23 protein-coding genes are annotated in these 22,911 nt (G+C 39.4%); 16 read left to right on the top strand and 7 right to left on the bottom strand.

Annotation, left to right across the window (positions count from 1 at the left end):
- The first annotated feature begins 42 nt into the window (after window positions 1-42).
- From BLR27_RS07865 to BLR27_RS18725, 4 genes are all read left to right on the top strand, one after another.
- Window positions 43-984, top strand: a complete 942-nt coding sequence (locus tag BLR27_RS07865) for a CPBP family intramembrane glutamic endopeptidase (protein ID WP_090703251.1) — start codon at window positions 43-45, stop codon at window positions 982-984.
- Window positions 965-1,168 carry a putative signal transducing protein gene (locus BLR27_RS07870; protein WP_090703254.1) on the top strand — a complete coding sequence of 68 codons (204 nt, stop codon included), beginning with the start codon at window positions 965-967 and terminating at the stop codon, window positions 1,166-1,168. The genes BLR27_RS07865 and BLR27_RS07870 overlap by 20 nt, the downstream gene beginning before the upstream one ends.
- Window positions 1,169-1,972: a phosphatidate cytidylyltransferase gene (locus BLR27_RS07875; protein WP_090703258.1), complete on the top strand. Its 804-nt coding sequence runs from the start codon at window positions 1,169-1,171 to the stop codon at window positions 1,970-1,972.
- 63 nt (window positions 1,973-2,035) lie between these two features.
- A complete protein-coding gene (locus BLR27_RS18725) occupies window positions 2,036-3,106 on the top strand; it encodes an energy transducer TonB (RefSeq protein WP_245704474.1) in 1,071 nt (356 codons plus the stop codon).
- Here BLR27_RS18725 and mfd read toward each other — a convergent pair.
- Window positions 3,103-6,459, bottom strand: a complete 3,357-nt coding sequence (mfd, locus tag BLR27_RS07885) for a transcription-repair coupling factor (protein ID WP_176767636.1) — start codon at window positions 6,457-6,459, stop codon at window positions 3,103-3,105. The genes BLR27_RS18725 and mfd overlap by 4 nt on opposite strands.
- 143 nt (window positions 6,460-6,602) lie before the next feature.
- On the opposite strand from mfd, the gene BLR27_RS07890 reads away from it, so the two are divergent.
- From BLR27_RS07890 to BLR27_RS07915, 6 genes are all read left to right on the top strand, one after another.
- On the top strand, window positions 6,603-6,950 hold the full coding sequence (locus BLR27_RS07890) for a DUF2752 domain-containing protein (RefSeq protein ID WP_090703261.1): 348 nt from the start codon (window positions 6,603-6,605) through the stop codon (window positions 6,948-6,950).
- The gene (locus BLR27_RS07895) at window positions 6,928-7,305 is read left to right on the top strand and encodes a TM2 domain-containing protein (protein WP_090703264.1); all 378 of its coding nucleotides are present in this window, start codon (window positions 6,928-6,930) and stop codon (window positions 7,303-7,305) included. The genes BLR27_RS07890 and BLR27_RS07895 overlap by 23 nt, the downstream gene beginning before the upstream one ends.
- Before the next feature lie 3 nt (window positions 7,306-7,308).
- Window positions 7,309-7,536 carry a DUF2905 domain-containing protein gene (locus BLR27_RS07900; RefSeq protein WP_090703267.1) on the top strand — a complete coding sequence of 76 codons (228 nt, stop codon included), beginning with the start codon at window positions 7,309-7,311 and terminating at the stop codon, window positions 7,534-7,536.
- Window positions 7,537-7,549: 13 nt separating this feature from the next.
- Entirely contained in the window at window positions 7,550-8,647 is a 1,098-nt protein-coding gene (locus tag BLR27_RS07905) for a Nif3-like dinuclear metal center hexameric protein (RefSeq protein WP_090703271.1), read from the top strand.
- Window positions 8,647-9,396 (top strand): zinc ribbon domain-containing protein, encoded by a 750-nt coding sequence (locus BLR27_RS07910; RefSeq protein WP_090703275.1) that lies wholly within the window; start codon window positions 8,647-8,649, stop codon window positions 9,394-9,396. Before BLR27_RS07905 ends, BLR27_RS07910 begins: the two co-directional genes overlap by 1 nt.
- 74 nt (window positions 9,397-9,470) lie before the next feature.
- A complete protein-coding gene (locus BLR27_RS07915) occupies window positions 9,471-10,952 on the top strand; it encodes a tetratricopeptide repeat protein (RefSeq protein WP_090703280.1) in 1,482 nt (493 codons plus the stop codon).
- Window positions 10,953-10,998: 46 nt separating this feature from the next.
- Here the strand turns inward: BLR27_RS07915 and BLR27_RS07920 are convergent, their stop codons facing one another.
- Window positions 10,999-12,075 carry a 3-oxoacyl-ACP synthase III family protein gene (locus tag BLR27_RS07920; RefSeq protein WP_090703284.1) on the bottom strand — a complete coding sequence of 359 codons (1,077 nt, stop codon included), beginning with the start codon at window positions 12,073-12,075 and terminating at the stop codon, window positions 10,999-11,001.
- A gap of 279 nt (window positions 12,076-12,354) precedes the next feature.
- On the opposite strand from BLR27_RS07920, the gene BLR27_RS07925 reads away from it, so the two are divergent.
- Entirely contained in the window at window positions 12,355-12,717 is a 363-nt protein-coding gene (locus BLR27_RS07925; protein ID WP_090703287.1) for a carboxypeptidase-like regulatory domain-containing protein, read from the top strand.
- 91 nt (window positions 12,718-12,808) lie between these two features.
- On the opposite strand, the gene BLR27_RS07930 is transcribed toward BLR27_RS07925, so the two are convergent.
- From BLR27_RS07930 to rsfS, 3 genes are all read right to left on the bottom strand, one after another.
- Window positions 12,809-13,444 (bottom strand): LutC/YkgG family protein, encoded by a 636-nt coding sequence (locus BLR27_RS07930; RefSeq protein ID WP_090703291.1) that lies wholly within the window; start codon window positions 13,442-13,444, stop codon window positions 12,809-12,811.
- 75 nt (window positions 13,445-13,519) lie between these two features.
- Complete coding sequence (gene ftsH / locus BLR27_RS07935) at window positions 13,520-15,604, bottom strand: ATP-dependent zinc metalloprotease FtsH (protein ID WP_090703294.1); 2,085 nt, start codon at window positions 15,602-15,604, stop codon at window positions 13,520-13,522.
- A gap of 49 nt (window positions 15,605-15,653) precedes the next feature.
- The gene (rsfS, locus tag BLR27_RS07940; protein WP_090703297.1) at window positions 15,654-16,028 is read right to left on the bottom strand and encodes a ribosome silencing factor; all 375 of its coding nucleotides are present in this window, start codon (window positions 16,026-16,028) and stop codon (window positions 15,654-15,656) included.
- 43 nt (window positions 16,029-16,071) lie between these two features.
- On the opposite strand from rsfS, the gene BLR27_RS07945 reads away from it, so the two are divergent.
- From BLR27_RS07945 to lpcA, 5 genes are all read left to right on the top strand, one after another.
- Window positions 16,072-16,839 (top strand): biotin--[acetyl-CoA-carboxylase] ligase, encoded by a 768-nt coding sequence (locus BLR27_RS07945; protein WP_090703300.1) that lies wholly within the window; start codon window positions 16,072-16,074, stop codon window positions 16,837-16,839.
- Window positions 16,840-16,846: 7 nt separating this feature from the next.
- Window positions 16,847-18,883 (top strand): protein-disulfide reductase DsbD family protein, encoded by a 2,037-nt coding sequence (locus BLR27_RS07950; protein WP_090703491.1) that lies wholly within the window; start codon window positions 16,847-16,849, stop codon window positions 18,881-18,883.
- A 4-nt stretch (window positions 18,884-18,887) separates the two neighbouring features.
- Entirely contained in the window at window positions 18,888-19,871 is a 984-nt protein-coding gene (gene pfkA / locus BLR27_RS07955; protein ID WP_090703488.1) for a 6-phosphofructokinase, read from the top strand.
- Between the two features lie 102 nt (window positions 19,872-19,973).
- Window positions 19,974-21,173, top strand: a complete 1,200-nt coding sequence (locus tag BLR27_RS07960) for a PQQ-dependent sugar dehydrogenase (protein WP_176767637.1) — start codon at window positions 19,974-19,976, stop codon at window positions 21,171-21,173.
- Window positions 21,173-21,748 (top strand): D-sedoheptulose 7-phosphate isomerase, encoded by a 576-nt coding sequence (gene lpcA, locus BLR27_RS07965; RefSeq protein ID WP_090703309.1) that lies wholly within the window; start codon window positions 21,173-21,175, stop codon window positions 21,746-21,748. The genes BLR27_RS07960 and lpcA overlap by 1 nt, the downstream gene beginning before the upstream one ends.
- 84 nt (window positions 21,749-21,832) lie before the next feature.
- Here lpcA and BLR27_RS07970 read toward each other — a convergent pair whose 3' ends face one another.
- Window positions 21,833-22,180: a heavy metal-binding domain-containing protein gene (locus BLR27_RS07970; protein WP_090703313.1), complete on the bottom strand. Its 348-nt coding sequence runs from the start codon at window positions 22,178-22,180 to the stop codon at window positions 21,833-21,835.
- A 115-nt stretch (window positions 22,181-22,295) separates the two neighbouring features.
- Window positions 22,296-22,829, bottom strand: a complete 534-nt coding sequence (locus BLR27_RS07975; protein WP_245704475.1) for a 5' nucleotidase, NT5C type — start codon at window positions 22,827-22,829, stop codon at window positions 22,296-22,298.
- Window positions 22,830-22,911 lie beyond the last annotated feature (82 nt).

A 22,911-nucleotide genomic window follows, 5' to 3' on the forward strand; every position in this document is an offset into this window, starting at 1 on the left:
ATAAAGTCATGTAAAATGCAAAATTACAAATAAATTATTAGCATGTTTAAATCAAGGTCAGCAGAACGTCATCCTTTCAGCTCATTGCTCCTACTGCTCCTGCTGGTATTTGCTTGCGCCATTGTTTTTTCAATCATCGCATTTGTGATTGGTGTTTTAATATATGGTTTTCAACCACTGATCAGAATGTCAGAGGGTGATTCATCAAATGTTGAAATGCTCAGGTTGTTTCAGATCGTTTCTTCTTTCGGGATGTTTGTAGTAGCGGCTCTAATCTTTGCCAGACTTCAGAGTAATGATTGGCTGAATTATCTAAATCTCAAAAAGTTCAATCTGATTTTGGCGATTCTTACGATACTCATCATGCTCAGTTTTGGTCCATTGCTGGAATTCAGTAATGAGCTGAACAAGAACATGGTACTTCCGGAATTCTTAAAGGAAATTGAGGCCTGGATGAAGCTTAAAGAGGCTCAGATGGCAGAAATGACCAAGCAGTTGCTTGTCATGAACTCAGTTCCGGTATTATTAGTTAACATGTTAATGCTTGCGATCATACCTGCAGTGGGTGAAGAGCTGATCTTCAGAGGTTGTTTGCAGAGGATATTTGGTCGCTGGACCGGCAATTACCACGTTGCTATCTGGATAACAGCAATAATATTCAGTACTATACATTTCCAGTTCTATGGTTTTATGCCTCGCATGTTACTGGGTGCTTTGTTCGGATATCTTTTAGTCTGGAGCGGTAGTTTATGGCTTCCAATTCTTGCACACTTTATGAATAATGGAGTTGCGGTAGTTACTGCCTATGTTTTTCAGCAGCAGGGCAAGTCTTTAGATCTGATGTATGAACCTGATCCTGCAAGTCAGCCTATTTTTATTGCAAGCATTGCTGCTTTTTCAGTATTGCTCTGGTATTTTTATACCTATACTTTAAAATTAAAAGAAATAAATACAGATATATCGGATGGAAGCAGGTTGGGTTAAGGTATATACATCGGCTGATTTTTTCAAATCAGAATTGGTAAGGCAGGTATTAATTGATCATGAAATCGATGCTATACTTATCAATAAACAGGGTTTTCCTTACCGGATTGGCGAGGCTGAGGTGTATATCCATGAGAGTAATGCTCAAAAAGCAATGGGAATAATCGCAGAAAACGAATTATAAATGAAAACAAGGGCTATAACAGGTTTTATTTTCGCTGCTGTTGTATTGGCTTTGGTTTTGATCAATGCTTATACATTCACTGCACTTTTTATAATTATAGCAACATTATGTACTATAGAGTTCTATAAACTAGTAAAGACCGGAGATGTAAAGCCTCAGCTAATCAGCGGTCTGTTGTTGGTATTGAGTATTATTATTCCCTTGATTATTCATTTTCTGGAAGATAAGCCAATAAGTAATCTGCTGTTTTGTGTTCCATTTGTTATTCTGGTAATAATCACTGAGCTATACCGTAATCATAAAAATCCATTTCATAATATTGCATACACGATCTTTGGGGTAGTTTTTGCAGCTATTCCTTTCTGTTTTTTCTATGCCCTGGCCTTTGGTGACGGTCAATATTCCTTCCATTATCCACTTGGATTTATTCTTATGCTTTGGTCAAGTGATACCGGAGCGTACCTTTTTGGGATCACTTTGGGAAAGCATCGTCTTTTTGAAAGGCATTCTCCCAAAAAGAGCTGGGAAGGTTTTGCCGGAGGGCTTATATGCAGTATGCTTGCAGCATTTATTCTGAGTATTTATTTTGCGGAACTCCCACTAATTCATTGGTTGGTTATCGGGGCTATCATTGCCTCTGCAGGCACCCTGGGTGATCTATCCGAATCAATGCTTAAGCGCAGTCTGTCAACAAAAGACTCAGGATCGTTCCTTCCGGGGCATGGTGGTTTTCTCGACCGTTTTGATGGCCTTTTACTTGCTGCACCTCTTGTATTTGTATATTTACATTTGATTGGTATGTAATTTTGATCATAATCGTAAAATTGGAACGATTTTTATTTAAACTCCAGTAGAATCCGAAAATTCATGGAGCAGAAATTTAACAGACATAACGATCCCGGAGCGGATAACCAACCCAAAGCAGATCGCTCATTATTGTATATGGGTATTGGCCTTGGCCTTGTTATTATGATCATGGGTTATCTCACCTTTTATGTAGATGATGCGGCCAGTGTTTTTTCGGGAAAAGAAGAAATAAAAACAGTTTCTGTTGAAGATAGCTCAGATGTTCTGAATGAGAATTCCGCAATGGGTGATGAAGAAGTAAGAAGCTCCCTGATCAAGTTTATAGAGGTTTTTTACACTGATCAGAAAAAGGGTTATTTTGATCCGCCAAGCTATTTTCCATCTATAACCCGTACTTATTACAACTACCACAATCTAACATATCAGAGAATTAAGAACATTCATTGGAAGCGCATGGCTGATATGAAGAACCTGGATTTGAACTGGATCGTTTCCACTCTTGATTATGACCGGAGCGGAAATGAACTGATCGCAAGCTACTGGACAAAAGTAAGTTATTTTCAACCTTCCCGCAATCTGGAAGTGTCAGCAGATATCAAGTATGAAATGACCATTAACGAGGAAGGTAAGATCAGTTCACTAAGGGAGCTGGAAATAAAGAACCTTGTTCAATCACCCCGTTTTTCTCAGATAGATACCTCTTTGTTTGTTGAAAATGAACTTAGCCCAGCCGTAAATTCATCCGAGAAGGACATTCTTTCTCCTGCTGTATCTGAATCTGAGAATGAAGGATCAAGGTATGAAGGGAAGTTATACGATCTTGGAAATGTTGAGTTAGCTCCAGAATATCAGGGCGGACAAAAAGCATTGGGAAGATTTCTGGGCTCCAGACTCAGATATCCTGCCCGTGCCAGAGAGAACAATATTCAGGGGAAGGTTTACATTGGCTTTATTGTTGAAAAAAATGGTAGCCTGACTGATTTTAAAGTGATCCGCGGAATTGGAGGTGGCTGTGATGAGGAAGCAATACGTGTACTAAAATTAAGCCCTCTCTGGAAACCGGGATATGCTAATGGGAAGCCTGTGAGAACCTCTTATACTTTACCTATAACCTTTCAGTTAGGCAACTAAATTTTTTCGGGTATCAGTGCTATTTCCTGAAGCATTTCAATGGCAATATCCAGCGTTTGTACATGCTCAATGGCTAAGCGAAGTGTGTTTTTAACTTCTTTCAGGTTGCTGATTCGGGGATGTGCCTGCAAAAACGAAAGTACCCGGCCAAACTGTTCGGTTTCAAAATAAGCCGATTGCTTATTGGTTAGAAAGTATCCTCTTAATACGCCTTTTTTAAATGAGATCTTCTCAAAGCCAATCATTTTACCAAGATGCTGCAGTCGCCAGGTATTGATCAGCTCGATCACCTGCTGAGGAACAGGTCCGAATCGATCGGCCATTTTCTGCCTGAAAGCATCCAGTGCCAGTTCGTCTTCTATGTTTGAAAGCTCAGTGTATAAATTGTATCGTTCTGCTATATTGGTCACATATTCATCTGGTATCATTACCTCCAGATCAGTATCTACATGGGTAAATGATATGAATGGCCTTGGTTTTTCATCACTGAACAGATTTTTGAATTCATCATCTTTCAACTCCTGAATGGCTTCATCCAGGATCTTATGGTACATCTCAAAACCAATTTCAGCAATGAATCCGCTTTGTTCTGCTCCTAGCAGATTTCCGCTTCCGCGGATATCCAGATCGCGCATTGCCACATTAAATCCGCTGCCAAGATCTGAAAACTCTTCAATAGCACTCAGTCGTTTGCGGGCTTCATTGGTGAGGGTTGATAGCGGCGGACTTAAAAGATAGCAAAAGGCTTTTTTATTGGAACGTCCTACACGGCCGCGCATCTGATGCAGATCACTCAAGCCAAACATATGTGCATGGTTGATCAGAATGGTATTTGCATTAGCGATGTCAAGTCCGGCTTCAATGATGGTTGTGGCAACCAGCACATCGTATTCACCGCCAACAAATTTAAGCATCACGTCTTCCAGGGCATCACCTTCCAGCTGCCCATGGGCAATTCCGATCCTTGCCTTTGGCACCAGAGTATTGATAAGTCCGCCAAGCTGCATCAGGTCCTGAACCCTGTTATGTATGAAAAAGATCTGTCCGCCACGATCGATCTCGAACTCTACTGCTTCTTTTATCAGCTTTTCATTGAAAACATGAAGTTCAGTAACAACTGGTTGCCTGTTAGGCGGAGGAGTGCTGATAATGCTCAGATCCCGGGCTCCCATCAATGAAAAATGAAGAGTACGCGGAATTGGAGTTGCCGTTAATGTTAAGGTATCCACATTTGCTCTGAACTGCTTTAGTTTTTCCTTAACCCCTACACCAAATTTCTGTTCTTCATCAATGATCAGTAAACCCAGATCTTTGAATTTTACATCTTTACTTACAATTCTGTGTGTACCTATAATAATATCGACCTTACCTTGTGCAAGTTTTTCGAGGGTTTCCCTGATCTGCTTCGCTGATTTAAACCGGTTGATATAATCGATGTTACAAGGAAAATCTTTTAAACGCGAAGTGAAGGTTTTAAAATGCTGTAATGCCAGAATGGTAGTGGGAACCAGAATAGCAACCTGCTTGCTGTCAGTCACGGCTTTAAATGCCGCACGTATAGCGATCTCAGTTTTTCCGAACCCAACATCACCACAAACCAGCCTGTCCATAGGATGAGCTGATTCCATATCCTTTTTGACATCGGCGGTAGCTTTAACCTGGTCGGGAGTATCTTCATAGATGAAAGATGCTTCAAGTTCGGTCTGCAGGTAGGTATCGGGTAAAAATGCGGTGCCGGTCTGTGACTTTCGGATCGCATAAAGCTTGATCAGATCGCGGGCAATATCTTTAACTTTTTTTTTAGTGGTTTTCTTCAGCTTCTCCCAGGTATCTGTTCCAAGCTTGTTCATTCTTGGAACCGTTCCTTCTTTTCCCGAATATTTAGAGATGCGGTTCAGAGAATTTATATTTACATAAAGCAGATCATTATCAGCATAAACCAGACGGATCATTTCCTGTGATCTGCCATTCACGTCAACCTTTTCAAGGCCCGCATATTTACCTATTCCATGGTCTATATGTGTGATGAAATCTCCGGGTTTCAGATCACGAAGTTCCTTCAGGGTGATAGCCTGACTTCTGATATAACCTTTCTTTAATTTGTATTTATAATATCGGTCGAAGATCTGATGGTCAGTATAGCAGGCTAGCTTTTGGCCATGATCAATAAAACCTTCCCTTAGCGACAGGTGGATCGGTTTGAATTGAATTCCAGCTTTTAAATCTTCAAAAATGCTGTATAAACGTTCTATCTGTTTGGTTGAATCAGTAAAGATCAGGTTTTCTACACCTGCCTTTTCATTCTCTTTGAAGTTATGAATGAGCAGATTAAAATCCTTATTGAAAGATGGCTGCGGTTTTGTATCGAACTGAATGGTTTCGTCTGCCTCGTAAAAAAACTGTTTTCCAAATTCAAGCAGATCGAAATCTTTAAGCTGGTCAGCCAGCATTTTTTCATCTGTGAAATTGAATTTCGGATCGATCCACTGAGGATTTTGCTTCTTATCTTCTGCAGCTAATGCATTCCAGAACTCAACAGCTTTTTTAAAGCCTGTTTTTACAATGTCAAGAGTGAATTCCACATCCTTAAACCAGATGATGCTATCCTGATCAATGTATTCAAGCAGGGATATATTGTGATCTGTCAGGAATTTCGACTGAACATTAGGAACAACAGTGATGCTTTTAACCTGTTCAACAGAAAGCTGATCCTCAATTTCAAAGGTGCGTATGCTTTCAATATAATCAGCAAAGAATTCTATTCTGTAAGGAAGATCATGTGAGAAGGAAAAGATATCTACTATGCCTCCACGAACGGAAAACTGTCCCGGTTCATAAACAAAATCTACCCGATCAAAATCATATTCTATCAAAAATTCATTGATGAATTCAATGCTCAGTTTGTTCCCTACAGAAATTTCAAGCGTGTTTTTTTCGAGTGCCTGCCGATCGATGACCTTTTCTGCTAAGGCCTCCGGATAGGTAACTATTATTTTTCCGAATTCACTGGCATGATTCAGTTCGTTTAAAACTTCAGCACGCTGCAAAACATTGCTACTGTCGACCTGAGTAAATTCAAATGATTTTCTGAATGATGAAGGGAAAAACAAAACCTCTTTTTCAAGAAGGCTTTCAAGGTCGCTTAAAAAATACGCTGCTTCTTCACGTTCCGGCAGAACAAAGATCATGTGCCTGTGAAGTAAAAAGTACGTAGCTATCGCAATGACCGAATCACTTGACCCGATGAGACCTTTTAAATGAACCCGTGTTTTTCTACCTTTATTAAGGGTTTCTGCCAGGATGGCAATGCGGGGGTCCGATTTATACTGAATTAAAATATCCCGAATATTCACGCCCTGATTTTCGGCTCAAATATACTATTTAAGCGCTAAATATTTGTCGCGGAGGTTTATCGTAAAGGAATGGTGTCTGATTTCTTAATGTTAAATCGTATTTTCGGTAAAAGCACAAGAGGATAGTAACATATCCGGAATGCATGGCTCTTATATTTCAAAAGAATCAGATGCTGAAAAAATTGCCTGTGGAATTAATTGTTTGGTTGGGAGCTTTATTGTTCCTTACATTCACTGAGACCTCTGGTTCTTCCCATTCTTCTTTATGCCCTCTCGATAATTTGGGCTTCAGCTGGTGTCCCGGATGCGGATTAGGCCGGTCAATAAGATATATGCTTCATGGTGATCCTGTACTTTCATTTGGTCAGCATTGGTTTGGGATTCCGGCATTAATGATCCTGATTTACAGGATCATGCAGTTATTAAATAATTTCCTTTTAAATTTAGATATAACAAAACAGTTCCAACATGGAAAGAGACCCACTAGTTAATTTAAAGGGCATGGGCCCTGATGAATATTCCTATTTAAGGCAGATTTTAACTGGAATGGATGAGCGGCAGTCACAGAACTTCGTTGCATTTTATTCAACCCGCCGTAAAGATCCTCAGGAGATCCTTCTTTTCACGCTGCTTGGATTTTTGGGTATTGCCGGAATACAACGTTTTATCATAGGTAATATGGGTATGGGCATTCTGTATATTCTGACAGCCGGTTTATGTTTTATCGGGACAATTGTAGATATCATTAACCATAAAGCTCTTACCTTTGAGTATAACCGTAAGGCTGCAAATGAAAGTGCCCAGCTTGTTAAAATGATGTTTTATCCACCGGAGAATCCTATTTAATTAATGAATAGCGGGACGGGAAAGATTTTTATACTGGCTGGATTACTGATATTTTTTATTGGTATACTGATCTATTTTTTCCACGATAAATTAAACTGGGTAGGAAACCTACCTGGCGATCTCAGGATAGAGCGGCCGGGTTTCAGGCTTTATATACCTTTTACCACAATGATCCTGTTCAGCATTCTTATTAGTCTGATCATCCGGATTTGGAGCTGGTTAAACTTATAGGGTATCTTTGTATATGAAATTAAGAGAACTAACTTCTTTTCTTGAAGAGATCGCACCACTGTCTTATCAGGAAGACTATGATAATTCAGGGTTGATTGTTGGAAATCAAAACATGGAAGTATCTGGTGCCCTGATCTCTTTGGATTGCACAGAGGCGGTTGTTGATGAAGCTATTCAGCTGGGTTTCAATCTGATCATTTCTCACCATCCCATTGTTTTCAAGGGCCTTAAAAAGTTTAATGGAAACAGTTATGTGGAGCGCGTAGTGATGAAAGCGATCAGGCATGATATTGCCATTTATGCGATCCACACTAACCTGGATCATGTTATGCATGGTGTGAACAGGAAAATATGTGATAAACTGGATATCCGGAATGGTAGCATATTGAAAGTTAAAGAGGGTATTCTGAAAAAACTGGTTACGTTTTGCCCTATTGCAGATGCAGATAATGTGCGCAGAGCAATTTTTGAGGCGGGTGCCGGAATGATCGGAAATTATTCAGAATGCAGTTTTAATGTGGAGGGCACTGGTACTTTTAAGGCTGGTGCTGGTTCAGATCCTTATGTTGGTGAAATCGGTAAGCAGCACCATGAACAGGAAGTCAGGATTGAGGTTATCTATCCGTTAAATATGGAGCGCAGAATCCTTGCTTCGCTGGTTGAGGTGCACCCATATGAAGAAGTTGCCTATGATATATATCCTCTAAGTAATGGTTTTCAAGAGGTTGGATCAGGAATGATCGGCAATCTGGAATCGGATTGGGATGAACTGGAGTTTTTAAAATTTGTTAAAGAAAGATTAGGCGCGAAGGTCATTCGTCATACAGGATTAAGATCAAAGAAGATCAGGAGAGTGGCGGTTTGCGGTGGCTCAGGGAGCTTTCTTTTGCAAAATGCAATATATGCCGGGGCTGATATTTTTATTACTGCGGATTTTAAATATCACGAGTTTTTTGATTCGGAGGGAAAACTAATTATTGCTGATGTTGGACATTTTGAGAGTGAGCAGTTTACGCAGGAATTATTGTTGGAATTAATTACAGAAAAATTTCGTAACTTTGCCCTCCGTTTAACATCACAGAACACAAACCCCATAAATTATTTGATTTAATGGAACAATCAGTAGAAGATAAATTAAAAGCATTATTCGAACTTCAAACACTTCACACGCAGATCGACAAGATCCGTCAGACAAGAGGTGAACTTCCAATGGAGGTTGCAGACCTTGAAGATGAAGTTGCAGGTTTAGAGACCCGGATACAGAAAATAAAAGCAGAGCTTGATGAACTTGAGGATTCGATCGTAACCCGCAAGAACATGATTAAAGAGGCTCTTGCTGCTACAAAGAAGTATGAGACTCAGCTTGCTGATGTAAAGAATAACCGTGAATATGATGCGATCTCTAAAGAGATCGAAATTCAGGGTTTAGAGATTCAGGTTTCTGAGAAAAAGATCAAAGAATTTTCATTCGAGATCCAAAACAAAACTGAGATCTACGAAAAGGCTCTGGCTGTTATTACTGAACGTAAAAAAGACCTTGAGCTAAAGAAAGCTGAATTAGATACGATCACTGCTGAAACTGAAAAAGATGAAGTAAGTATCCTGGCAAAAGCCGAAGAAGCTGAAAAACACATTGAAGAACGTCTTTTGATCGCATATCACCGTTTGCGCAGAAATGCAAAAAATGGTCTTGCAGTAGTTACCATTAAACGTGACTCATGTTCAGGATGTTTTAATCAGATCCCGCCACAAAGACAATTGGATATCCGTCAGCGTAAACGCATTATTGTTTGCGAGCATTGTGGTAGAATCATTGTTGATGAAGGTTTTGCTGAAGAAGAAGTAGCAGCAGCCGTTTAAGCATCATTATAATATTTTAAGCGATCAGGATTCCTGATCGCTTTTTTTTTGCCCTAATAGTTTAATTTTGTCCTATGATAATATCCAGAGCATTTATCATTCTTGTTTTCCTATGTTTCAGTCAGGTGGCGCAGGCCAATTTTGATTTCAACGCAAATTGTATCAACGCATATCAAAATATCCTTTCATTGAAGCTAAATACGGCGCGAATTCTGATCAGTGCTGAAAAAAGAAAGAATCCCTCCAACTCAATCCCTTATCTGCTTGATAACTATGTGGATTATTTCAGTCTGATGACCACTGAAAATAAGACTGATTTTGAACGATTTAAGGATAGAAAGAGTGAGCGTATCAGCCGAATAGAAAAGGACGACAAAGGCTCACCCTATTATCTTTTTGCATTGGCAGAAATAAACCTTCAGTTTGCGTTAAGCCGAAGTCGCGCAAAGGAATATTTCACAGCATCAATAGAAGTCAACAGAGCTTATAGCCAATTACAAGAAAATGCAAAAAAATTCCCCGAATTTCTTCCAAATCAAAAAAATCTTGGAATGATCAATGCTGTTTTGGGCTCAATTCCCGATGGTATGAGAAAGGCTTTGTCTGCATTCGGAATTCGTGGAGATACCAAAACAGGGATCAGGATGATGGAAAGCCTTATTGAAAAACTGCCAGGTTCATCCTATGCTCATTTTTACGATGAGACTGTTTTTTACTATTCTATTATTCAAACGGATATTGTACCTGATCCTGCAAACTATAGTAAGATCATGAAGAATACGGAGGATATGGATCGCGAAAGCTTATTGAGGACCTATATCAGGGCATATGCAGGAGTTAAGATGGGTAATACAAGAAATTCATTGGTGGAACTGAATAAAAAGCCATCCGGACCGGTTTATCCGTCATATCCTTATCTTGACTATTTGAGTGGGATAGCAAAAATGCAGAACCTTGATCCGACCGCGGCGCTTAGTTTTAATACTTATCTAAAAGGCTATAAGGGAGTAAATCTGATCAAGGATACTTATTTGCAGCTGGCATGGCTGGAATTGATCAGGGGTAATGCGAAAGCGTATCAATATTATGTTGAAGAAGTAAAGCAAAAAGGCTATGAATTTAGTGGAAGAGATAAACAGGCAATGAGGGAAGTAAACTACGGCATTCCAGATATTGGTTTGCTTAAAGCCAGATTGTTGTCTGATGGCGGGAATTATGAAAGGGCTATGTCTCAGTTATCAGGTAAAACAACTAATGATTTCAAAAATCTAATGTATAAGATCGAGTTTAATTACCGGATGGGACGTATATATGATCTGACTTCTAAAAATGAGTTGGCATTGAAATATTATCAGAAAGCAATTGATCTTGGTAAAAATGAACCTTATTACTTTGCCTCCAATTCGGCTCTCAGAAGTGGAATGATATATGAAATGAATAAGAATAAAATTCGCGCAAAGCAGTTCTATAATGTTGCAATAAACATGAAGGATCATGATTATGAAAACAGTATTGAGAATAGGGCGAAAGAAGGATTAAAGCGTGTGGGGGATTAAGCTAAAGGCTTTAAGAGCCTAAAGTTTAAAGCGAAAAAAACTTTGCTTAAAAACGATAAACCATTGAGTTTATGTTCATCCCCGAACCTACCGATGTAAATACAACAGTATCTCCTTTGTTGATCTGATGCCCATCTAGTTTGTTTTTTAAGATCATATCCAATAATGTCGGGACGGTTGCTACCGAGCTATTGCCGAAATTTGCAATGGTCATTGGCATCACATCCATAGGTGCATCCGTAATTCCATTCATTTTGAACAGCCTTTTAAGAATAGCCTCGTCCATTTTTCCGTTTGCCTGATGAACCAATACTTTTTTGACATCCCGCACATCTGTACCCGATTTGTCAAGAGTTTGCTGAATAACCAGAGGGACATTCTTTAAGGCATATTCATAAATTTTCCGACCATCCATTTTGATGAATTGGTCATCTGTTATAAGATCAGGGTTGCTTGAGCCACCTGAATACAGATAATAGGCCTCAGCTGAGGTATGAGTTTGTGTTTTATGTGCTAATATCCCTTCATTGTCTGTAATTTTTCCTTCCAGGATGGTTGCACCTGAACCGTCGGCATAGATCATACTGTCTCTGTCATGAGGGTCAGTAACCCTGGATAAGGTTTCTGTACCAATAATTAATACGCGCTTAGCATCACCAGATCGGATATAATAATCAGCTTGTATCATTCCCTGCAGCCATCCGGGACAACCGAAGGGAAGATCGTAGGCCACACAATCAGGGTTTTTTATTCCCAGTTTATGCTTGATCCTTGATCCAAGGGTTGGCAATACATCCACCCGGGTACTTCCAGGTGCTATGTCACCAAAGTTGTGTGCAACAATGATATAATCTAATGTTTCCGGATCAATTCCTGAACTTTCAATGGCATTTAAGGCGGCAAAATAGCCCAGATCAGAAGCCATATGCTCTTTATTTGCATAACGGCGCTCCTCGATTTCTGTGATGTCCTGAAATTTCTGGATCACCTCAGAATTCTCACGTAAAATGGGTTCTCCATTTTTTTCGTAAAAACGATGTTCTAAAAAGTCATTGTTTGAAATGATATTAACAGGTACAAAACTACCCGTCCCAACGATTATAGACTTGATTCTAGTGCTCATTAAAAGAAATTATACTGAATACTATATTGGTTTATTGTATTAAAGGTACATATTCTTTTTAAATTAAAATATTGCATCTCTAAATAATTCAGGACTGTTCTTTATAATTAAATTAAAATTGATCTCATAAAAGGGATTATTTTTTTAATTATAACAAAAATACTTAATTTTTTAAGTATCAAAATTACAAGACCTAATTCATAATTATGTATGTTTGATATCCTATATCCTATCTTTGAAGAACATCTTGAAATTTTTAATTCGGCAAAATTATTATAAATGAAAGATTTAAATCGTGATTCTGATACATTAGTCCTTCAGGAAGAGTTAGTGTATTCCAGTACTATTGTTGATAATGTTCAGGCTTTCGCTGCGTCAGAAAAACAAATAATTGGTAATTTAAACCTATCTGTTGTCCATTCTGAAAGCGGACGTCCTGTAAGCAATGCATTGATTAGTATTGATAGTGTTGGAAAAACAGCAGTATGTGGTCCTTGTGGAAAGGTTAGTTTAAATGGACTCCCCCCTGGAAAATTTCTTTTGGATATAATTTCCCCGGGTTTCATTGCACAGAGTATATCAATAAGTATACACGTTAATGGCTCCTATGACCTTAAGGTTAAAATGATCAGTAACATCTGATCCGAAAAACCTGAAAATCCGGTTTTGCTTATAAATTCAGTCGATTCGAAATAGTTGGGAGATATCAGAATTGAGATTTATTGTTTATTTATCAATCCTCCAGCAAAAAGACATAAAGCTCTTTAGGTCCGTGAGCACCTAATACAAGTGTTTTTTCTATATCTGCAGTGCGGCTCGGGCCGGTTATATTTGATACCATACTTGGCAGGCTTTCAGGATATTTATCCTTCAAAAGTTTAAATCCATCTTTCAGATCGAGGACTAATTGTGAAGTATAGGCAATTACGATGTGTATATGGGGGAATATACTTAATCTTCTTCCAGCCTCTGTTCCATTGGAGATCAGTACACTACCATTGCGGGCAATCAGTGATTCGCATAAGGTGATACCTACATCCGCACTTAAAAAATCAGTGTCAGTGCTGTAAAATGGAAATTCATAGGTGCTTAACATCGACTGTAACCTTGGCTCCCATGCATAGATCTTGCGCCAGCTTTTTTCTTCAGCAAGATGTAGCAGATTTTCGATGAGCTGAATTTCATCTTCGCAGAAAACAAAATTTCCTGAAACAGCACTTAATTGTCCGGCAAAAAGAACATCCAGATGGCCGGAATATTCTTCGTAAAGAGAGGTGTCTTCTAAATTAGGATAGGGGTTATCGCGTTTTTCAAGCAGAGCCTTTCGGATCTTCTTCAACATCTTTTCTCTAGAAGTTGTTTCTTTCATGAACACCGGTATTTTAAATCAGGAAATCTGAACATATTTATATATTCAGATTTCCTGATCATAGAATGATTTATTTTAATCCTGTGTTGATCTGTTTTCAGGAAGATCGATGTTATGATCTACCATGCCTTCATGCTCTATTGGCTCCTTTTCAACTTTAGGTTCAATTCCGTTAACAAATTCATCATACGTTGTACGATTGTCAAACGGACGTTTTCCTAATATTTCCTCAAGATCTGATTGGAAAAGGATCTCTTTTTCAAGCAGTTTTTCAGCCAGTTTTTCCAGTCCGTCACGTTTATCAGTAAGTAACTGCTTGGTACGCTGATAGGCTTTATCAATCTGATTACGAACTTCAATGTCAATCATTTCGGATGTTTTTTCCGAATACGGCTTATTGAACTGGTATTCACCTTGTGTATCATTGAAGGAAACATTACCTACCTTATCGTTCATACCATAGATAGTAACCATGGCATAGGATAATTTTGTAATACGCTCCAGGTCATTCTGGGCACCAGTCGATATTTTATTGAACACAAGGTCTTCGGCTACACGGCCACCCAATGTCATGCACATACCGTCAATCAATTGTTCTGTGGTGTATAAGAACTGTTCTTTTGGCAGATACTGCGCATATCCAAGTGCTGCAACACCACGTGGAACGATCGAAACCTTCACCAATGGATCAGCATGCTCAAGGAACCATCCCGCAATTGCGTGACCCGCCTCATGATAAGCTACAATTCTTTTTTCTTCCGGAGATATGATCTTATTCTTTTTCTCTAATCCGCCGATCACACGATCCACTGCATCCTGGAAATCCTGCATATCTACAGCTTCCTTATTACGACGGGCGGCGATCAGGGCTGCCTCATTACAAACATTCGCAATTTCAGCACCTGCAAAACCAGGGGTTTGTGCGGATAATTTCTTCGCATCTACACCTTCAGCAAGCTTTAAAGGTTTTAAGTGAACTTTAAATATCTGCTCACGGCCAACCAGATCCGGCTTATCAATGGATATCTGACGGTCAAATCGTCCCGGACGAAGTAAAGCTGTATCCAATACATCCGGTCTGTTTGTCGCTGCCAGAATAATAATTCCGGAGTCTGTTCCAAAACCATCCATCTCAACCAGTAACTGGTTCAGTGTATTTTCTCTTTCATCATTTCCACCAACAATATTGTTTTTTCCGCGGGCCCGTCCAATGGCATCTATCTCATCAATAAATATGATACACGGAGCTTTTTCTTTCGCTTGTTTGAAGAGATCCCGAACACGTGATGCACCAACACCAACAAACATTTCAACAAAGTCTGAACCTGAAAGCGAGAAGAATGGAACCTGAGCTTCACCTGCTACTGCTTTTGCCATCAGGGTTTTACCGGTACCCGGTGCACCGATCAGAAGGGCACCTTTAGGGATCTTACCTCCCAGATTGGTATATTTTTTAGGATTTTTTAGAAAATCTACGATCTCCATCACCTCCTGTTTTGCCTCTTCAAGTCCGGCAACATCATTGAATGTGATAGTTACCTGAGATTCTTTATCGAATAGTGTAGCCTTGGATTTTCCGATATTGAATATCTGACCACCACCGCCACCACCGGCGCCACCGCCCATACGTTTCATAATAAATACCCAGAAACCAACAAGCAGAAGCACAGGTAAAATAAATGACATGAACCAACCTGCCCATGGACTTTCTCTTGATTCTGTTACTATTGGTGTACGCTGGTCAGCCGGAAGATCTTTCTGAGCTTCGATGAATTTAGTTTCAAAACTTTCGTAGGTTGCTGCAGTAAAAGTATACTGAGGACCTGTGGGTGAAGCATTGAAACTACTCTTTGATTTAACGTCTTCGTATTTTTTTTGATCTAAACGATCTTTCTTGATGTAAACATCTATGTTATAAAGATCGCCATTCTTATATGCCACAAGCTTTTCAACGTCGCCGGTCTTCAGCATTTCAGATTCGAACTTCTGATAGCTGATCGTTTTTGCATTATTTCCGCTGAACATGTACTGAACAACGAATAAGCCCAATATGATGACGGCGTATAGCCACATAATATTAAACTTAGGCGGTTTAGGTACGATCTTCTTTCCTGGAATTTTTTTTATAGGTTTTTTCGTATCAGAGTTACTTTCTTTCATTTTATCGCAATATGTATTTAGATGTTAACGAACATTAACCTAAAAAGGTTTATGCACTTTTATATGATTGCATTTCTGCATCTCCCCAAAGATCTTCAATTCCGTAATACTCCCGCTTGTCAGTTTTGAAAATATGAACTACAACATCGACATAATCAAGAATGATCCAATCGGCTTGCTGATATCCTTCTTTTCTCCAGGGTTCAAGTTTAAGGGCTTTAAAAACTTCCTCTTCAACACTTTGGGCAATAGCCTTTATTTGGGTGGATGACTCAGCATGGCAAACTACAAAGTAATCGGCAACCGAGCTGTGAATATTTCTTAAGTCAAGACGTACAATTTCGTTTCCTTTTTTCTCCTGTATCCCATGAACAACAAATTCAGAGATGGAGGTTGATTCTTGAGCATTTTTATTTTTTACCATTAAAAAAATTTAGTTTTGATAAATTATATAAAGCAAATCTTCATTGCAAAATAATACTTTTTCAGGACTATTTGTTGGTCACAATCTAATTACGTTAAATGAGGTAGACTCAACAAATACCTTTCTTAAGGATGCTGTGTCAAAATCTACGCCATTATTGGATGGTACTGTTATATTGGCAGAGAAGCAATTTGCCGGAAGAGGCCAGGCTGAAAATTCATGGCAAAGTGAGCCTGGCAAGAATCTTACATTTAGCATCCTGTTAAACCCATTTTTTCTTCCGGTTGATAGGCAGTTTGAACTCAATAAAGCAATCAGCATAGCTTTAAATGATGTTTTGAAAAAATACTTCCCTCATAGTGCTTTCATAAAATGGCCCAATGATCTTTATATCAGTAATAAAAAAGTTGGTGGAATGCTGATTGAAAATATTGTTCAGGGTAATAAGATAAGGCATGCCATAATTGGGATAGGCCTGAATGTGAATCAGGTGGATTTTCCGGCAAATCTTAAAAATATTACTTCACTGAAACAAGAATTACATCAGGATTACCACTTAATTGGATTATTAGGCGAAATTTGCAGTTCTGTTGAAGCCAGATATCTCCAGCTAAAGGCGGGATCATTTATAAAGATCAATGAAGAATATCAGCATCAGCTATATCTTAGAGACGAATGGGCTCCTTTCAAATTTGATGGAAAGATTCAAAGCGGAAAGATTATAGGTATTACTGAAATTGGACAGCTCATTCTGGAAACAGAAGATGAGACAAGAATTTTTAATAATAAGGAAATTGAGTTTTTAAATTAATATGAACATGAAGAAACTTTTGGGAATAGTATTACTGTTTTTTTACTTTGCTGCTCAGGCTCAGTTTCCTGATCCTAATGCCAAAATATTCGACCCTGTAAAATGGTCTTATTCATCTGAAAAAATTAATGATAAAGAATTTGATCTGATCATTACAGCGAAAATTGATAAAGGATGGCATCTTTATTCTCAGTTTATTGAAGAAGGCGGACCAATTCCAACCTCCTTTAAATTCAGCCCATCCTCTGCCTACAAGCTTATTGGTAAAGTTTCTGAAAGCCCAAAGCCTGTAACTGCTTTTGATAAGAATTTCAACATGGAAATAGCCTGGCATAAAGATCAGGTAGTTTTTAAACAGCGTATCAGCCTAAATAAACCTGTAACAACTGTTTCAGGAGTACTTGAATTTATGGTTTGTGACGATCAGCGTTGCCTGCCTCCTGCTGAAGTTGAATTTCAGATTCCCCTTAATGCAGGTCCCGGTGTTGGGATAGCTTCAGAGAGTGTTGCTCCTGACAGTTCTTCTTTGGCGCCGCTGGTGGAAGATACAGCCTCCAGCAAGGATATTAGTCCGGCTGTTCCAGCTTTAGTTTCAGAAAAAACAGCTGCTGAAAGTTCTTTATGGGCTATTTTCATTGCCGGTTTTATTGGTGGTCTTGCGGCATTTTTTATGCCATGTATTTACCCGATGATCCCAATGACGGTATCTTTTTTCACCAAACAATCCGGTTCAAGGGCAAAGGGAATTAGAAGTGCCATCATATATGGGCTCTCAATTATAATTATTTATGTTGCCCTGGGATTATTAATTACCCTGATCTTCGGTGCTTCTGCCTTGAATGAAGCTGCCAGCAGTGCTACATTTAATCTTTTATTCTTTGTTGCTCTTATCATTTTTGGAATTTCCTTTCTCGGAGCATTTGAGATTACCCTTCCTTCTTCTCTGGTCAATAAAATGGATGAAAAGTCGAATCAAAGCGGCTTTATGGGCTTGTTTTTTATGGCCTTTACGCTAGCCCTTGTTTCTTTTTCTTGTACAGGTCCGATCATCGGCACACTCCTAGTAGATGCTGTTTCAAAAGGCTCCTACCTTGGCCCTGCGATCGGAATGCTTGGATTTTCCTCTGCATTGGCAATTCCTTTTACCCTGTTTGCAATATTCCCATCCTGGTTAAAAGAGATGCCTAAATCAGGTGGCTGGTTAAACACCGTGAAGGTATCCCTCGGTTTTCTGGAGATTGCGCTTGCTTTTAAGTTTTTATCGAATGTTGACCTTGCTTATCATTGGGGTATTTTCAACAGAGATGTATTTCTGATAATCTGGATCGTTGTTTTTGGAATGTGGGCACTTTATTTGCTTGGTAAGATTCGTTTATCTCATGATTCTGAAATAAACTTTCTTTCATTGCCGAGGTTATTCTTCGCCATGTTTATTCTGGGATTCACCATTTATATGGTTCCTGGTTTATGGGGGGCACCATTGAAAGGAATTAGTGCATGGCTTCCTCCGCAGTCGACTCAGGATTTCGATCTTTATTCGAATACCGGGACTACTACAGCGAAGGCAGAAACATCCGGAAAGAAATATGCCGGATTATTCCATGCACCACATGGTCTGGATGCATTTTATGATTATGAGCAGGGCCTTGCCTATGCCAAAACCGTAAATAAGCCCATATTAATCGACTTTACTGGCTGGAGTTGTACTAATTGCCGTAAAATGGAGGCTAGTGTATGGCCGGATAAAGAAGTTTTGCGTCGTCTTCGCGAAGATTATGTTTTGATATCTTTGTATGTTGATGATAAAACAGAGCTAAGTCAGGAAGAGAAGTACGAATCAGCTTTCAGTGGAAAAAAAGTTAATTCTATAGGACAAAAGTGGAGTGATTTTCAGGCCTCTAAATTCGGGACCAACTCACAGCCATATTATGTGATTGCCGATCATGACGGAAATGTGTTAGTTCCGCCACAGGCTTTTAACCTTGATGTAAATAATTACACAAAATTTTTAGAGAGCGGCAAGATCGCTTTTGGAAAAAAATAATAAAATGAACAAAGCAAACATTAAAAATATTGGAGTTTTTACATCCGGAGGTGATTCGCCAGGGATGAATGCAGCAATTCGTGCGGTTGTCAGAACCGGATTGTATTATGATCTGAACGTTACAGGTATTTTGCGTGGATATGATGGAATGATCAGTGGTGAATTTAAACCGATGGAAAGAAAATCAGTTGCCAACATCATTCAGCGTGGTGGAACAGTATTGAAAACAGCCAGAAGTGATGAGTTCCGTACAAAAGAAGGCAGGGTTAAGGCTTACGAGCAGATAAAGAAAAACGGAATAGATGCCATTGTTGCTATTGGTGGTGATGGTACGTTTACAGGAGCCAATATTTTTCATGAAGAGTTTAATATTCCTGTTATAGGACTTCCCGGAACCATTGATAATGATCTGATGGGTACCGACTTTACTATTGGCTATGATACTGCTATTAATACCGTTATCGATGCGGTAGATAAGATACGCGATACCGCTGAGTCGCATGACCGTCTTTTTATTGTTGAGGTTATGGGAAGAGATTCTGGTTTGATTGCCTTAAGAAGCGGGATCGGTTCCGGTGCTGAGGCAATTTTAATCCCGGAAACAAAGACGGATGTGAGTGCATTGATCCATCGATTGGGAATAAGCAGGAAGGATAAATCTTCCAAGATCATCATTGTTGCTGAAGGTGATGATGCCGGCGGTGCTTTTGAAATAGCGAAAGTTGTAAAAGATAAGTTTCCGGGTATTGATACCAGAGTTTCTATTTTAGGTCATATTCAAAGAGGTGGGCCCCCATCTTGTATGGACAGGGTGTTGGCGAGCAGGTTAGGTGTAGCAGCCGTTGAATCCCTGATGGAAGGAAGAACCTGTGAAATGATTGGAATCGTGAATCAAAAGATACATTTCACTCCATTTAGCAGCGCTATCAAACATAACAAGGATGTGAATTCAGAGCTTTTAAAGATCGTTGATATTTTATCTCTATAATTGAGAAATTGCTAATTTCTGCATTTTTGAGCACCGGGTTTTAATACTTGAACATCAGGATTAAATTTAATTAATTCTTAATTTAACTTTAATATGAAGTCTATGAAGAAGTTCAATTTCCTGATTTACATGGTTTTTGTATTAGGAATGGGATGTTCAGCACCATCGCCTAAAAAGGCAGATGGGCCAGCTCTTTCACTTAAGATCCAGAAAATTGCTGATGGGCTTCATTCCCCGGTTACTGCAGCATTTACTCCGGATGGAACAATGCTCATAGGTGAACAAACCGGACAGATCAGGGTTCTGAAAGACAAGGATCTCCTCCAGGTACCATTTCTTGATTTGCAGAATAAGCTTGTCAAATTGAGCGGTGCTTATGATGAACGAGGTCTATTGGGTATTGCTCTTCACCCTGAATACGCCAGCAATAAAAAATTCTATGTTTATTATAGTGCTCCCGCCTCTGAAGCCGGAAGTGATCATCAGTCGGTAGTTTCTGAATTTAGTACATCTTCAGACCCCTTTAAAGCAGATGCCGCATCAGAAAGAGTCTTATTGACCATTCATCAGCCAGAAAGCAATCATAATGGCGGGGATCTTAAATTCGGTCCGGATGGTTATTTATACATCGGACTGGGTGATGGTGGTGGTGCAGGTGATAAACATGGAGAATCTGGTAACGGACAGAATATGAACACTTTGCTGGGAAAGATTCTAAGGATCGATGTAAATTCAGACAGTTCGTATAAGATTCCTCAGGATAATCCTTTTGTTGGAAAACAGGCAAAACCAGAGATCTGGGCTTATGGTTTGCGTAATCCCTGGAGATTCTCCTTCGACAGAAAAACAGGGCAGCTTTTTGCAGCTGATGTTGGTCAAAATAAGTTTGAAGAGGTTAATATCATCGAAAAGGGCGGGAATTATGGCTGGAAGATCATGGAAGCCACTCATTGTTTTGATCCGGAAGCAGATTGTAAAACGGAGGGACTTAAATTGCCAATCAATGAATATGAGCATGAACTGGGTATCAGCATAACCGGGGGATATATTTATAATGGAGCGGCAATAAAGGAACTTTCAGGAAAATATATTTTTGGAGACTGGACTGGTCCGCTGTTCTTTCTGGAGCAGAAAGGTCAAACATGGACCCGCGGGAATATTGAACTTACAGGCAAACCAACGGGCGACTTAAAGATCCTGGGATTTGCTGAGGATAATGAGGCCGAGCTGTATGTCCTAACCAACCAGGATGTGGGCCCAAAAGGAACAAAAGGAGCTGTTTATAAATTTGTGAATCCCTGATGGATAGAATTAAACAACATTTTATTGAAGCCAGAGAAGTACTGGATAAATTCATTTCTGATCCCGACAATTTCAGCACTATTGAATCAGCAGGAAAGATCTTAGTGGATGCTATTAAGTCGGGAGGCCAGGTTATTTCATGTGGCAATGGTGGTTCCATGAGTGATGCCATGCATTTCGCGGAAGAACTATCGGGCAGGTACAGAAACGACAGGCCTGCATATCCTGCCATCGCAATTTCTGATCCTTCACATCTTAGTTGTGTGGCAAATGATTATGGGTATGCTTTTGTTTTTTCAAGAATGGTTGAGGCTATCGGACGAAAAGGCGATGTGCTTTTTGCAATCAGCACTAGCGGTAACTCTGAAAATGTTTTGAAAGCTATTGAGGCCGCAAGAAATAAGGGAATGAAAGTGATCGGTTTAACCGGTAAAGATGGTGGCCGTATGGCCGGGCTTTGTGATGTAGAGATTCGCGCGCCCAAATCAGAGTATGCCGACAGGGCACAGGAGATTCACATTAAGGTGATCCACTCGCTGATTGATTATATTGAGTCCGGATCAAGTCCGGACTGACACGTAATATCATCATACCGCTATTACCGTCACACCGGGCTTGATCCGTAATAACAGAATTTGCTTTATTTTACAATGAATGTCTCACCGGACTTGATCCGGTGCGGTGCGATCTTCAATAATTACCGCCGTACCCGATGCACTAACCATCAGCATGCTGCCATTACTTCCAAGGGTTTCATAATCAAGGTCAACGCCAATAACCGCATTTGCTCCTAAACGAGCTGCCTGCTCTTGCATTTCACGCAGAGCAATATCTTTTGCTTCACGCAATCCCTCTTCGTAAGATCCGGATCTTCCGCCAACGATATCTCTGATCCCTGCAAAGAAATCTTTGACAATGTTTGCACCAATAATGGCTTCACCGGTCACAATTCCGATGTACTTAACTATTTTTTTTCCTTCAAGTTCGTTTGTAGTAACTGCTATCATCGCTTTTTTATTTTTAGATGTTAAAATACATGAAATGTTAGCTTTAATTTAAAATATATTGCATTTAGTCACACCGGACTTGATCCGGTGAGGTGCTGTGCAATGAAGTGCTTCATTATAATAATTTCTCCCCCACCTCTTTCCAATTATTTACCCGTTCGTATCCGGTCAATAACATGTTATGAGGAGATGAGAAGAGCAGCTTTCTTCCGTCAAAATCTACAAAATTTTTGATGCGGTCATCAATCAGAATGTCAACATTTACGATCTTGTGTCCGCAAAAGATAATATTTTGCCATCCGATGAACGGAAAATGTTCAGCCAGCCATTCATACTTATCCTGTAGTGAATTCGGGAATTCCATCGCAGCAGAAACAATGAAAATATCATACTTTTCCTGAAGCTGTTTTAGTACTTCCACGCTGTCGGGCAGTACTGCCAGATCTCTGAAAAAGCCTTTTTCATTGATGTAATCCCATAATTTCATTTTAATATTTTCTGGAACATGGTGGTACATCTCGTTTCCGGGAAGTATTTGAAGATCAAGGGGAATACCGTAATCACGGTTGTAGAGACTTATAAATTTAGATAGCGGATCGGCAATAACTTCGTCCATATCCACTGCAATTCGGGGTTTTCTTTCAGACATGTCTCAAAAATAGGGAATTCCATTTTTTAAATGTTATTTTTTTATATCTTTGCAACCCCGCAGAATAGACTCCGGGAATATG

Origin of the sequence: Daejeonella rubra (assembly GCF_900103545.1) — a bacterium.
Taxonomy (GTDB): Bacteria; Bacteroidota; Bacteroidia; order Sphingobacteriales; family Sphingobacteriaceae; genus Daejeonella; species Daejeonella rubra.